Origin of the sequence: Streptomyces sp. MCA2 (assembly GCF_023544705.1) — a bacterium.
Classification (GTDB): domain Bacteria; phylum Actinomycetota; class Actinomycetes; order Streptomycetales; family Streptomycetaceae; genus Streptomyces; species Streptomyces decoyicus.
Window position 1 is genome coordinate 278,462 of record NZ_JAMJFM010000001.1, and the last position, 12,969, is coordinate 291,430.

9 protein-coding genes are annotated in these 12,969 nt (G+C 71.2%); 2 read left to right on the forward strand and 7 right to left on the reverse strand.

Annotated elements, in window-relative coordinates; all coding sequences use genetic code 11:
- The first annotated feature begins 251 nt into the window (after window positions 1-251).
- On the forward strand, window positions 252-2,081 hold the full coding sequence (locus M8I34_RS01310; RefSeq protein ID WP_250047381.1) for an NHL domain-containing thioredoxin family protein: 1,830 nt from the start codon (window positions 252-254) through the stop codon (window positions 2,079-2,081).
- 72 nt (window positions 2,082-2,153) lie between these two features.
- Here M8I34_RS01310 and M8I34_RS01315 read toward each other — a convergent pair whose 3' ends face one another.
- The 7 genes from M8I34_RS01315 to M8I34_RS01345 all read right to left on the reverse strand — a co-directional run bounded on the left by M8I34_RS01315 (window position 2,154) and on the right by M8I34_RS01345 (window position 12,137).
- The gene (locus M8I34_RS01315) at window positions 2,154-2,825 is read right to left on the reverse strand and encodes a DUF4232 domain-containing protein (protein ID WP_250047382.1); all 672 of its coding nucleotides are present in this window, start codon (window positions 2,823-2,825) and stop codon (window positions 2,154-2,156) included.
- Between the two features lie 226 nt (window positions 2,826-3,051).
- Window positions 3,052-3,990 (reverse strand): helix-turn-helix transcriptional regulator, encoded by a 939-nt coding sequence (locus M8I34_RS01320; protein WP_250047383.1) that lies wholly within the window; start codon window positions 3,988-3,990, stop codon window positions 3,052-3,054.
- A gap of 165 nt (window positions 3,991-4,155) precedes the next feature.
- A complete protein-coding gene (locus M8I34_RS01325; RefSeq protein ID WP_250047384.1) occupies window positions 4,156-5,169 on the reverse strand; it encodes a hypothetical protein in 1,014 nt (337 codons plus the stop codon).
- A gap of 422 nt (window positions 5,170-5,591) precedes the next feature.
- A complete protein-coding gene (locus tag M8I34_RS01330) occupies window positions 5,592-6,413 on the reverse strand; it encodes a DUF4232 domain-containing protein (protein WP_250047385.1) in 822 nt (273 codons plus the stop codon).
- A 219-nt stretch (window positions 6,414-6,632) separates the two neighbouring features.
- Window positions 6,633-8,714 (reverse strand): BTAD domain-containing putative transcriptional regulator, encoded by a 2,082-nt coding sequence (locus M8I34_RS01335; protein WP_250047386.1) that lies wholly within the window; start codon window positions 8,712-8,714, stop codon window positions 6,633-6,635.
- Between the two features lies 1 nt (window position 8,715).
- Window positions 8,716-10,011, reverse strand: a complete 1,296-nt coding sequence (locus tag M8I34_RS01340) for a M18 family aminopeptidase (protein WP_250047387.1) — start codon at window positions 10,009-10,011, stop codon at window positions 8,716-8,718.
- Window positions 10,012-10,310: 299 nt separating this feature from the next.
- Window positions 10,311-12,137, reverse strand: a complete 1,827-nt coding sequence (locus M8I34_RS01345) for an acyl-CoA dehydrogenase (RefSeq protein ID WP_250047393.1) — start codon at window positions 12,135-12,137, stop codon at window positions 10,311-10,313.
- A 164-nt stretch (window positions 12,138-12,301) separates the two neighbouring features.
- On the opposite strand from M8I34_RS01345, the gene M8I34_RS01350 reads away from it, so the two are divergent.
- On the forward strand, window positions 12,302-12,775 hold the full coding sequence (locus tag M8I34_RS01350) for an SseB family protein (protein ID WP_030075592.1): 474 nt from the start codon (window positions 12,302-12,304) through the stop codon (window positions 12,773-12,775).
- Window positions 12,776-12,969: the final 194 nt, after the last annotated feature.

The window sequence follows — 12,969 nt, forward strand, 5'->3', positions numbered from 1 at the left end:
GGACTGGCGACGCCTCCGACCGGACAAGCCCCGAGCGCGGGCAGACGTGCCCGGACTGAGTGGACGCGCTCAGGCTCCCGCCCCGGTCCGCCCCTTAGCTGGGGTGCCGTTCTCACGGAGCGGTGAGGGCGTAGCCAACCGCCCCTGTCATGCGCTGCCTCGTGGCGCGTGACAGGGGCTTCCTTGCATGTCGTGGCGGTCACACCCGCCCGCGTCCGTCCCTCGAAGACACCCGGTGCATCCTGGATCCTATGAGTAACCAGGAACAGCCGACGCCCCGCCGGGCCCGCGTCCGCGCCCCTGAGCTGGTCGGCAAGGGCGGCTGGCTGAACACGGGCGGAAAGAACCTCACGCTTGCCGATCTTCGAGGTCGCTGCGTCGTGCTAGATTTCTGGACTTTTTGCTGTGTGAATTGTCTGCATGTCCTGGACGAGCTGCGGGAGCTGGAGGAGCGGCACCGCGACACGGTCGTGATCATCGGTGTGCACTCCCCGAAGTTTGTGCACGAGGCCGAGCACCAGGCGGTCGTGGACGCCGTGGAGCGCTACGGCGTCGAGCACCCGGTCCTGGACGATCCCGAGCTCGCCACGTGGAAGCAGTACGCGGTACGCGCCTGGCCCACGCTCGTGGTGATCGACCCCGAGGGGTATGTCGTCGCGCAGCACGCCGGCGAGGGCCATGCGCACGCCATCGAGAAGCTCGTCGAAGAGCTGGAGGCCGAGCACGGCGCGAAGGGGACGCTGCGGCGCGGTGACGGCCCGTACGTGCCGCCGGAGCCCGTCGCCACCGATCTGCGCTTTCCCGGCAAGGCTGTCCGGCTGCCGGGCGGCAGCTTCCTCGTCTCGGACACCACCCGGCATCAGCTGGTGGAGCTGGCGGCGGACGGCGAGCAGGTGCTGCGCCGCATCGGTACCGGCGAGCGCGGGCTGACCGCGGACTCCTTCAACGAGCCGCAGGGCCTGGCGCTGCTGCCCGACGGCCGGGTGGCCGTCGCGGACACCGTCAACCACGCCGTGCGCGTCTTCGATCCGGAAACCGGCGTGCTGGAGACGGTGGCCGGCACCGGCAAGCAGTGGTGGCAGGGCTCGCCGACCTCCGGACCGGCGCGTGCGGTGGACCTCTCCTCGCCGTGGGACATCGCCTGGTGGCGGGACCGGCTGTGGATCGCGATGGCCGGGGTGCACCAGCTGTGGACCTACGACCCGGCCGCCGGCACGGTGGAGGTCGCGGCCGGCACGACCAACGAGGGCCTGGTGGACGGCCCGGCCGCGGAGGCGTGGTTCGCCCAGCCGTCCGGGCTCGCGGCGGCCGGCGACCGGCTGTGGATCGCGGACTCGGAGACCAGCGCGGTCCGTTGGGTGGAGCCCGCCGAGGAAGGCGACGGATACGTCGTCCGTACGGCCGTCGGCACCGGTCTCTTCGACTTCGGTCACCGCGACGGCGCCGCCGGCCAGGCGCTGCTCCAGCACCCGCTGGGCGTGACCGCCCTGCCCGACGGCTCGGTCGCCATCGCGGACACCTACAACCACGCACTGCGCCGCTTCGACCCCGCGAGCGGCGAGGTGACGACGCTGGCGACGGATCTGCGCGAGCCGTCCGACGCGGTGCTCGTCGACGACGACATCGTGGTGGTGGAGTCGGCGCGGCACCGGCTGACCCGGCTGCGGCTGCCCGAGGAGGCGATCCGCGTCGAGTCGGTGGCGCACCGCACCCAGCGCGCGGCCACCGAGGTCGCCCCGGGCGCGCTAAGGCTCGATGTGGTCTTCCAGGCCCCGGCGGGCCAGAAGCTCGACACCCGCTACGGCCCCTCCACGCGACTGCTGGTCAGCGCGACGCCGCCGGAGCTGCTCGCCGACGGCGCGGGCGCGGGCACCGATCTCGCACGGGATCTGCTCCTCGCGGACGGCGTGACCGAGGGCGTGCTGCATGTCTCGGCGATGGCCGCGTCCTGCGACGACGACCCGGACATCGAGTACCCGGCCTGCCATGTGCACCAGCAGGACTGGGGCGTGCCGGTCGAGATCGCCGAGGGCGGGGTGGCCCGGCTGGGGCTCGTCCTGGCAGGGCTGGACGCCGAGTAGGAGCGGGACCCCGGGCCCGTCGGCCGGGCCCGGGACGAGTTCGCCCGGTGGGCGGGGCGAGGCGTCGGCGGGTTAGTTTCCGACGCCGCCCGCCAACTGGGCCCCGTGAATACTCGAGCTCCAGTTGGTGACCTTGCTCTTGCCGACGGAGATGTGCAGCCGCTTCTCCGCGAAGTTGACGGTGACCGGACCGTGCGTGACGGAGCTCGCCGAGATGCCCATGAAGTCGATGGTCACCGACTTCTGTTCGGCGCCCTTGGTGGCCGCGGTGTTGGTCGGGATGACCGCGTAGGCGTATCCGTGGGCGGGCACCGTGATGCGGGTGCCGTCGAGGTGGCCGGGCGTGCCCTGGAGGAGGGGCAGCGGGGTCTTGGCGTTGTTGAAGCGCAGCAGCGGCGCGTTGTAGAGCTTGCAGTCGCGGCTGGTGGAGTTCTTGAACTTCACCGCCACATGGCTCTTCGGGCCGGTCTGCTGGGAGAACGTGACCTTGTACGTGCTGGGGTAGCAGTCGGGGACCCGCCGCGACGCCGTGCCCGCTCCCGCCGCGGCCGCGCCGCCACCGATGATCCTGCGCTTCTTGCTCTTCGAGGACGACGAGGAGGACATCTTCGACTTCGACGAGGAGGACTTCTTCGACTTCTTCGACGAGTGGCTGTTGCAGCCGGTCAGGGCGAGCGAACCGGCAAGTCCGAGGGCCAGCGCGGCGTACGCGGCGGATCGGCTGCGGGAGCGGCGTGCGGTCATGGGTGGTTCCCCCCGTGGGTTGCTGCAATCAGCGTGGCGTGGCTGTCATGGCACGGCCACGATATCCATTGCCGGGCAATGCGCCAGGGCGGGTCCGCCGCGCCTTGGCCCGATGGCGCGTCATCGCAGGTCAGAGGGGGTATGCAGGGTCGAAAACGGCCCGTGGAGAGGGCGTGAAGATCAGCTTTTGGGCGGGTCGGGACCGTTCCGCGACAGCCGTCGAAGATCAGTCCGGGCAGCTGGGCAGCTCGGTGTTCTCCAGCTGTTCCGGGCGAATGCGGATGCCCGGCACCCACACCTGCGTGCCGTCGTGATCGACCCGGAACCACATGCTGCTGTGCCCGCCCACCTCGTCGGTGACCGTGACTCCGTCGGCGATCCGGCAGACGGCGTGCAGCACGTCGCCGTGCCGGACATGGCCCACGATGTTGGAGCGGCGGTAGGGCCGGTACGGGTCGCCGGCCAGGCCGAGTGCGCAGTTCTCGGTGCGCCGGTGCTGGCAGTTCCGTTCGACGTTGTGGACGGTGATCCGGGCGGAACCGGTAGCCGGGGCCTCGGCCTGCGAGCCTTGCGCCCGGCGGTCGCCGTCGTCCGTCGCCCCGTCCGCGCCGGTCAGCGCCGGTACGGCCAGCGCCGCTGCGGCGATCACCACGGCGGCCCCGAGCGCGGCGAGCACCGGCCGCACCCGACGCCTCCCGGCCGTCGACCCGGCCCCGGCTTCCGCGTCGGCCCCGTCCCCGGCCCCGTCCCCGTCCCCGGCCCCGGTGTCGGACCCGTCCCCGGCGTCGGCCCGCGGCACCTCCGCGGACGCAGCGTCCCGCTCCGTCGCCTCGTCCGCCGCTCCCCGCTCGCCCGCATCCGCCGCCTCCAGGGCGCGATGCAGCAGTTCGACCAGGGCGGGCAGCCGGTCCTCACCGGTGAAGGAGAGCTTGCACCACTGCACCAACAACCGTTCGTCCGGCAGGCTCTGACCGCGCAGATAGCGCGAGAGGGACGAGCGGCTGGCGGGCAGCCGGCCCTCCAGCTCCTTGAGGCTGTAGCCGAGTTCGCCATGCATACGGCGCAGAGCGGCGACGAAGTCCCGCATCGGGCCGGAGAGTTCGTCGGGCAGAGGGGCTAACGGCTTACGGCGGACACGAGCGCCGTGGTTCTGATTGCCAGGCACGTCTCGCATTTCAGCACAGCGGACATGCGCGCGCGAGGGGCACCTCCGCTCCCCTGTGGCGGAAGTGCCCCTCGTGACACGATCCGGATCGGGCCCGGACCAGACGGTGACGTTTCACGTGAAACAGCGTGAGATCCTCCGTCGGATCTCGTGTCCCGGACCGGGTCAGTCGCCGAACTTCACGGGACGGTAGGGCTTGAACTCGGCGTCGCCGCCGGGCAGACCGTAGGTCAGCGTCCGGTGGTCGGTGCCGTGGTCGCCACGCTGCTCGTAGGCGGTGTACGAGGAGTGCGCGTCGTTGTTCCACTTCTCGAAGATCACGACATGCCGGGTGTTGTTGTCGCCGGCCGCGTCGATGAGCAGGTCACCAGGCTTGAGCTCGCCCAGTGAGAGGGGCCGGGTGAGGTTGCGGTTGGTGGCCAGGCCCACGGTGTTGGTTCCGGGCGTCGGCAGCCCGAGCGCCATCGACGCATAGCCCGAGCAGTCCTGGCGGTATCCGTCCTTCCAGACCTTGGACTGGCTGTACGGCACCTGAGCACCGTTGTTGGCGGTCAGCCAGGTGGCGGCGCGGTGGAGCATCTCCTGACGCGAGCCACCGGGCTGCGGCTGCCCGCCGCCGCCCTGGACCGGTACACCCGGCAGCCGGTCCTGCGGGATGTCCACCGCGACCACGCTGAGGAAGCCGGACACCGGCCCGGTGAGGTGCGCCATGAACGTAGAGCAGGTATTGCCCTCGCACACCTTGTGTCCGGTGTCGACCTGGTAGTCGGCAGTGATCCGGTCCTGTCCCGGCGCCGTCTTGTTGATCATTCCGACGGCTGGGGAGTTGGCGTCCGCGGTGGCGTGCACTGTCCAACGGGTGCCCCATGTCCGGAAGTCCGCAGCCGCGGCCTGCTTCACGGAACCGGTGCGGGCGGTGAGAGCGGAGCCGGTGGCGGAGGAGTCGCGGGAGAGCTTGGCGGCGGTCGCGGAGTGCCCGCCGGCGGCCGCCGCGGAGCCTGCCTCACTGCCGTGGGCGGGCCCCGCGAACCCGGCGACGCCGAGGCCGGCGGCGGCGACCGCGGGCAGGAACGTCCGCAGGACGGTCCTGCGGAACGGGGAATTCTTCTGGCGCGTGGGTGCTGCGCGGTGCGCGGGGGGCGTGGTGTCCGCCGGGTGCGTGCTGCTGTGCTCGTACATGCCGATTCCCCTCCGTAGGCGGCCGGTTGGCCGATGGCTGAGCCGCCGGATGGTCTGGTCGCGGCGACGGAATCCATCGTCGAGCGGGGATCGGGCGTCGGCCGGAGGTTCCTCGTCCCATGAGATGTCCCGACCCGTCGAACGGCTGCGACCTGCGGAGATACGAGAATGCCGGGACAGAGCGGGCCGCTGTGCGAGACATGACGGGACGCCGGACAGGGGAAAGGGCGCCCGCTGGGGGATGCGGGCGCCCTGGTTCAGGGTGGATCTCCGTCGACGGCATCGGACGGCGTCGTGGGATCGGACGGCATCGGACGGCGTGGGACGGGATCGGTGGGTGACGGTCTGCCAGGAGGACGCTCGGCAGGTGTCAGTCGCTCAGTTGCTGTCAGTCGGCCGGACGGCGGAGCACCGGGCGCGGCTCACCAGGCCGCTGCCTCGCTCGCGTCCGACTGCCAGTAGGTCACCCAGGCGCTGTCGTCGAGGTACACCGAGCCGAGGGGAAGCGCCACCGCCGCCGAGCCGCCGATGCTGCCCTTGCCGTCACGGCCGGGGAGGCTGACCGACAGCGAGGTCACGGTGCGGCCGTTGCGGCCGGAGCCGTCGGCGGACGAGGTCAGCACGCCGGCGTAGCCGGACTCGCCGGGGGCGAGGGTGACCACGGCCTGGGGCTTGCTGTCCGGCAGCTCGGGGAGCGGGGACTGCGCCGCGTCGAACCGCAGATACGGTGCGAAGTAGAGGTCGCAGGTGGCGCCGGAGGTGTTGGTGGCCTTCACCAGCAGGTGGTTGACCGGCCGGTTCAGCGGCGCGGCGACGATGCGGATCTTCGCGGCGTCGCAGGCGCGGTGCCGGACGCCGGGGGCGTCGGCGGACTTGCCCGCGCCGTTCGTGCTCGCCTCAGTGGCCCTCGTCCCCACGTCCGCCCGGGTGCCGTTGCCGCCGTGTCCCGCGGCGAGCTGTTCCGTCCGGCCACCGCCGGTCCGTGCGCCGTCCGGGGCGGCACCCTCAACCCTCGCGGCCGGGGCGTCGGAGTCCCGGTGCACCGGGTGGAACGGCTTGGCCGCGCTGGTCTGGAGGGGGTTGTCCTGGCCGCCGCAGGCGGTGAGGCCGAGGGCGGCGACGGCGGTGAGTCCGGCCGCGGCGATCCGCAGCGTCCGGCGGCGGACGGTACGGGGAGGAACACCGGTGGCGGTGCCGGCGCCCGTCTCGACGACGGCCTCGGAGCGGGTATGGCTGCGCGGCATGTCCGGTCTCCCCCGGTCGGTGGTCCGTGCCGCGGCTGCGGTACGTCCTGCGGTCCGGCCGGTGAGTTGTCCTCCGGCCTGACCACCAGGTTGCCGCCCGCCGCTGCCGTGCCACTAACGTGCGCCTAACGTTCCCCCGCGCCGGGAGGGGTAGGCCGGCCACGGCTCAGCCGCGGCCGCCACTCCCCCAGGGCCTGATCCGAACGACAGGCCCAGACCCTAGCTCCCGTCGCCCGTTCCGCCCGTGTCGCTCTCGCCGCCTTCACCGCGCTCGTCCCGTGCGAACAGCTGCGTCAGCGTGCTGATCGTGTAGACGTCGGTGGCCTCTTCGTCCACCAGGTGCATCTCCGTGAGCCGGTCCAGACCGTCCTGGGTGCGCTCCGGGTCGTACCCGGCGAGCGCCGCCGCCAGCGACGCGTTGAGGTGCCCGTCCGCGCTGGTGGCCAGCGCGCTGAGCAGCCGTGCGTCGTCCGCGGACAGCCGGGCGACGGACATCCGCAGCGCCGCCGCGATGCCGGTGTCCTCCGCCGACAGCAGCGCCAGCCGCCGCCGTTCGTCGCGCAGCGCGGCCGCCAGCCGGGCCAGCCGCCAGCGCGGCCGGGCGGTCAGCTGGGCCGCCGCGGCCCGCAGCGCCAGCGGCAGACCGTCGCACAGGTCGACCAGTTCCCGCGCGGCGGCCGGGTCCTCGGCGACCCGGTCCGGGCCGAGCATGGCGCCGAGCAGCGCCGCGCCCTCCTCGTGGCCGAGCGTCTGGAGACCGACGGGCCGGGCCCAGTCGGTGGCGACCAGGCCGTCGAGACGGCTGCGGCTGGTGACGACCGTGGCGCAGTGCGGACCGCCGGGCAGCAATGGCCGTACCTGGGCCGAGCTGCGCGCATTGTCGAGGACGACCAGCAGTCGGCGCTCCGCGACCAGCGACCTGAACAGCGCCGATGCGGCCTGCGCCGAACTCGGCACCCGCTCCGGTGGAGTGCCGAGCGCCAGCAGGAAGTCGCCCAGGATCTCGGCCGGCGCCGCCTCGTCGCCCTCGCCGAAGCCGCGCAGATCGGCGAAGAGCTGCCCGTCGGGGAAGGATCCGGCATACAGATGTGCCCACTGAACGGCGCAGGCGGTCTTGCCGACGCCGGCCGGTCCGGCCACCACCGCGAGCGGGCTCTCGCCGGTCGTACCGTCTGTCAGCACCGTGGTCAGCGCGGCGAGTTGGTCCTCCCGGCCCAGGAAGCGGGCCGGCGGGCGGGGCAGCAGCCGCGGCGATGCACCGGTCCGCCCGGAGCCGGACCCGCCACGGCCGCCGGCCGGTGTTCCTTGCCTCGTCCCGTCGGAATCTGGTGCACCCGCATCACCGCGCGCACCGTCCGTGCCGGCACTCCCCTGTACGGCCGCCCGAGCCGTACCGTCAACGGGCCGTGCTCCACTGCCCGTTGCGGAACGACCGTCTCCGGAAGTTCCGGACCGGCCGTCTCCGGAAGACGTCCCACTGGAAGACGCCCCACCGGAAGGGCCGCCCGTTCCGCGCGTCCCGCCCGCAGGCTTCGCCGCGCCCGTCCGTCCCCCGCCGGCCGCCTCCGCCCGCAGAATCTCCTCGTAGGCGCCCCGCAGCCGCTCGCCGGGGTCGACACCCAGCTCCTCGTTGAGCAGCCGCCGGGTGCGGTGGAACCACTCCAGCGCGTCGGACTGCCGCCCCGTATGGAACAGCGCGCGCATCAGCCCGGCGATCAGCCCCTCCCGCAAGGGGTGGTTGACGGCCGCGGAGTAGAGGATGGCCGCGGCCTGTTCGTGCTCGCCGAGCGTGCCGTGCGCCCGCCCCAGCGCCTCGACGGCCGTCAGCCGGCGCTCCTCCAGGGCGTGTGCGGCGGCCGCGAACGGCGGACTGGTGACCGTGCCGGTCAGCGCGGGCCCGCGCCACAGCCCCAGCGCCTCGCGCAGCAGCGGTACGGCATCGGCCGGCGCCGCCTCGGGGCGCGCCAGCGCCACCAGTTCACCGAACCGGTGGGCGTCGATCAGCTCCTCCGGCAGCCGCAGCAGATAGGCCGAGCCATGGGTGGCCAGCTCGATGCCGTACGCCTCCGCGCCGCCCTCGGCGAGCGTGGCGCGCAGCCGCGAGACATGCCCCTGGACGACCGTACGGGCGTGTTCGGGCGGTTCCTCCTCCCACAGGGAGTCGATCAACTGCTCCAGTGGGACGGTGGTGTTGGGCTGCAACAACAGCAGCGCCAGCACACTCCGCCGTTTGGCGGGGCCGAGCGCCAGCTCCGCGGAGCCGGTCGTCACGGCGATCGGACCGAGCAGTGAGAATTCCAACTCAGCCCTCCAGGAAGGCCGTCAGGGCGTTCGCCAGCAGATACGGGTCCTCGGCGCCGCACAGCTCACGTGCCGAGTGCATGGACAGGATGGCAACGCCGATGTCGACGGTGGCGATGCCGTGGCGGGCCGCGGTGATCGGCCCGATGGTGGTGCCGCACGGCATCGAGTTGTTGGACACGAAGCTCTGCCACGGCACCTCGGCACGCTCGCAGGCCGCCGCGAAGACGGCCCGTCCGCTGCCGTCCGTGGCATAGCGCTGATTGACGTTGACCTTGAGGATCGGCCCGCCGTTGGGCATCGGGTGGTGGCCCGGCTCGTGCCGTTCACTGTAGTTGGGGTGGACGGCGTGCCCGGTGTCGGACGACAGGCAGATGGTGCCGGCGAAGGCCCGCGCCCGGTCCTCGTACGAGCCGCCGCGGGCGAAGACCGAGCGCTCCAGCACCGTGCCGAGCAGCGGCCCGTCCGCGCCGGTGTCGGACTGGCTGCCGTTCTCCTCGTGGTCGAAGGCGGCCAGCACCGGAATGCTGGTCAGCTCGCTCCCGGCGGCCGCCGCGGCGGTGAGCGCGGCCGTGCCGGCGTGCACGGACACCAGGTTGTCCATCCGGGGGCCGGCGACCAGCTCGCGGTCGCGGCCCAGGTAGGCGGGCGCCTCGATGCTGTGCATCATCAGGTCCCAGCCCTTGATGTCGTCGGCCGGTATGCCGCTCTCCTCGGCGACGAAGGTGATCAGATCGCCCTCGGCCACCTCGCCCAGGCCCCAGATCGGCGTCATATGGCGCTGCTTGTCCAGCTTCAGGCCGTCGGCGTTCACCGAGCGGTCGAGGTGCACGGCCAGCTGGGGCACTCTCAGCAACGCCCGGTCGACATGGACGAGCCGGTGACTGCCGTCACCGAGCGTCACCCGCCCGCTCAGCCCCAGGTCGCGGTCGAGCCAGGTGTTGAGCAGCGTGCCGCCGTAGATCTCGACGGCGATCTGCCGCCAGCCCCGGGAGCCGGTGTCCGGAATCGGTTTGACGCGCAAATTGGGAGAGTCTGTGTGTGCACCGACAATTCGGTACGAAGTCGAGGCGCTTGCGCCCTCGGGGACGTACCAGGCGATGATCGCGCCGCCGCGCAGCACATACTTTCCGCCGGTCCCGCCGTCCCATTCGTCGACCTCGGCGACCTGCCGGAACCCGGCCTTCTCCAGCCGCTCCGCCGCATTCGCCACCGCGTGGTAGGGGGACGGGCTGGCGGCGAGGAAGGACATGAGGTCGTCGGTGTGGCCGCGATCGAAGCGGGCGGAGTTGGTCATGGATTCAGCATAAGGAGCCGGACGCCGCATTCCCCGTGCGCATGCATCGTGACTCCGCTCCCTTCCGGCCAGGATTTCCGTATTCGGGACGGGAAAGCCCTCTGGAGCGGGGGATTCCGGGATTCCGGGCCGATGTCCCCGGCGTACGTGCCGCGCGGTCATGGCGGCCGGTGCGACCGCGGACCGGACATGACGAAGCCCGCCTCTCCGGGGGAAGAGAGGCGGGCACCATCAGTCTGAACGGCCAATCTGAGAGATGTCTAAGAACGGCCGCCGCGGCGGGGCCGCGGAACATGCTCCTAGAAGGCGGCCTCGTCGAGCTCCATCAGCGACTGGTCGACGGACTCGGCCAGACCGCGCTGGACGCCGACACCCGGCAGCACGTTGTGCGCGAAGAACTTCGCCGCGGCGATCTTTCCGGTGTAGAAGGGCTTGTCCTTCGCCGAGGCGCCGGCCAGCTTCTCGGCGGCCACCGACGCACCCTTGAGCAGGAGGTAGCCGATGACGACATCGCCGGAGGCCATCAGCACGCGGGTGGTGTTCAGGCCGACCTTGTAGATGGACTTGACGTCCTTCTCGGTCGCCGCGAGGTCGGTCAGCATGGCGCCGACGATCGCCTCGAGGTCGGCGGCGGCCTTGGCCAGCTCGCCGCGGGCCTGCTCCAGCTCCTCGCCGCCGGTGTTGTCGGCGAGGAACTTCTTGATCTCGTCGGAGAGGGCGGTGAGCGCCTGGCCCTGGTCGCGGACGATCTTCCGGAAGAAGAAGTCCTGGCCCTGGATCGCGGTGGTGCCCTCGTAGAGGGTGTCGATCTTGGCGTCCCGGATGTACTGCTCGATCGGGTATTCCTGGAGGTAGCCGGAGCCACCGAAGGTCTGGAGCGACTGCGCCAGCTGCTCGTAGGACTTCTCCGAGCCGTAGCCCTTCACGATCGGCAGCAGCAGGTCGTTGAGGCGGATCGCGGCGCTCGCGTCCTCGCCCGCGGCCTCCTTGACGAGGATCTCGTCCTGGACCGTGGCGGTGTAGAGCACCAGGGCGCGCATGCCCTCGGTGTACGCCTTCTGCGTCATCAGCGAGCGGCGCACGTCGGGGTGGTGGGTGATGGTGACGCGCGGGGCGGTCTTGTCGGTGAAGGCCGCCAGGTCCGGGCCCTGCACACGCTCCTTGGCGTACTCCAGTGCGTTGAGGTAGCCGGTGGAGAGGGTGGCGATGGCCTTCGTGCCGACCATCATCCGCGCGAACTCGATGATCTTGAACATCTGGCGGATGCCGTCGTGCTTCTCGCCCAGCAGCCAGCCCTTGGCCGGGTGGTTGGCGCCGAAGGTCATCTCGCAGGTGTTGGAGGCCTTCAGGCCCATCTTGTGCTCGACGTTCGTGGCGTAGGCGCCGTTGCGCTCGCCCAGCTTGCCGGTCTCCCAGTCGAAGTCGTACTTCGGCACGATGAAGAGCGACAGGCCCTTGGTGCCCGGACCGGCACCCTCGGGGCGGGCGAGGACGAAGTGCACGATGTTCTCGGACATGTCGTGCTCACCGGAGGTGATGAAGCGCTTGACGCCCTCGATGTGCCAGGTGCCGTCCGCCTGCTGCACGGCCTTGGTGCGGCCGGCGCCGACGTCCGAACCGGCGTCCGGCTCGGTGAGCACCATCGTGGAGCCCCACTGCTTGTCCACCATCAGCTGGGCTATGCGGTGCTGCTCCTCGGTGCCCTCCTCGTGGAGGACGCCGGCGAAGGCGGGGCCGGACGCGTACATCCACACGGCCGGGTTGGCGCCCAGGATCGTCTCGGCGAAGCCCCACAGGAGGGAGCGGGGCGCGGTGGTGCCGCCGAGCTCCTCCGGGATGCCCAGACGCCACCACTCGGCGTCCATGAAGGCCTGGTAGCTCTTCTTGAAGGTGTCCGGAACCGGCGCGGTGTTGGTGTCCGGGTCGAAGACCGGGGGGTTGCGGTCCGCGTCGGCGAACGACTCGGCCAGCTCGTTCTCGGAAAGCCGGGCGATCTCGGACAGCACGCTCTTGGCGGTGTCGACGTCCATCTCCGCGAACGGTCCGGTGCCGTACACGCTGTCACGGCCGAGCACCTCGAAGAGGTTGAACTCGATGTCGCGGAGATTCGACTTGTAGTGCCCCATGGATACGGCTCCGTAAGGGTTCGGGAGGGAGGACCTCAAACGCAAATACCAGCAAGTAGCAAGTACCTACGATGATGCTACCCACCGGTAATAAGAATCAACCCCTACCGCCCATCTGTGACGAGCGTCCCCCGGCGAATCGCCGACTCAGTACGCTGTGGCGCATGTACGGCTACGACCAGAACGCGGGTGCAGGGCAGCAGCAGTACGGAGCGCCGCCCCCGCCGCAGCAAGCGGCCCCCGGGGGCTACGGCGAACAGCCGCTGTATCCCGAGCCGTCCCCGCCCTCCCTCGCCGACGCGGTGCGCGCCTTCACCACCGGCTCGATGTCGGCCGAGGACTTCCAGGGCATCTTCTCCACGTCCAAGATCTACTGCCCGCGCGGCGACAACCCCGGCTTCCTGGCGCTGCACAACACCCAGCAGCCGGTGATCCCGATGTTCACCTCCCTCAAGGAGCTGCGGCGGTACGCGGGCAAGGAGTCCAAGTACTTCGTGATCACCGGCGCCGAGGTGCTCGACCTGCTGCCGACCGGCTACGGGTTCGTCCTCGACATGGAAGGTGATCACCGGATGGTCTTCGACGCGAAGGCCGTGGAGCAGATGGTCGACTTCGCGATGCGGCGTATGTATGGCTGACCGCCACTGCTGTGCAGATGGCTGATGGCCGCCCCGGCGGCTGATGCGAGGGCCGGTCCCGGACGGGGGCCGGCCCGATGTGTGTGCCGGTCCGGCGCCCGAGCCGGTCCGGGCCAACCCCTTCGACCTGCGGAAATACGCGCGGGAATGCCGCACGCCTTGCAGGTTGTTCACCATTCAACTAAGTTGAGCGA

What these genes read in the sequence shown, in the direction of transcription:
- M8I34_RS01310 (WP_250047381.1), top strand. Translation starts at nt 252, where the DNA reads ATGAGTAACCAGGAACAGCCGACGCCCCGCCGGGCCCGCGTCCGCGCC.
- M8I34_RS01315 (WP_250047382.1), bottom strand. Translation starts at nt 2,825, where the DNA reads ATGACCGCACGCCGCTCCCGCAGCCGATCCGCCGCGTACGCCGCGCTG.
- M8I34_RS01325 (WP_250047384.1), bottom strand. Translation starts at nt 5,169, where the DNA reads ATGTACGAGCACAGCAGCACGCACCCGGCGGACACCACGCCCCCCGCG.
- M8I34_RS01330 (WP_250047385.1), bottom strand. Translation starts at nt 6,413, where the DNA reads ATGCCGCGCAGCCATACCCGCTCCGAGGCCGTCGTCGAGACGGGCGCC.
- M8I34_RS01340 (WP_250047387.1), bottom strand. Translation starts at nt 10,011, where the DNA reads ATGACCAACTCCGCCCGCTTCGATCGCGGCCACACCGACGACCTCATG.
- M8I34_RS01345 (WP_250047393.1), bottom strand. Translation starts at nt 12,137, where the DNA reads ATGGGGCACTACAAGTCGAATCTCCGCGACATCGAGTTCAACCTCTTC.
- M8I34_RS01350 (WP_030075592.1), top strand. Translation starts at nt 12,302, where the DNA reads ATGTACGGCTACGACCAGAACGCGGGTGCAGGGCAGCAGCAGTACGGA.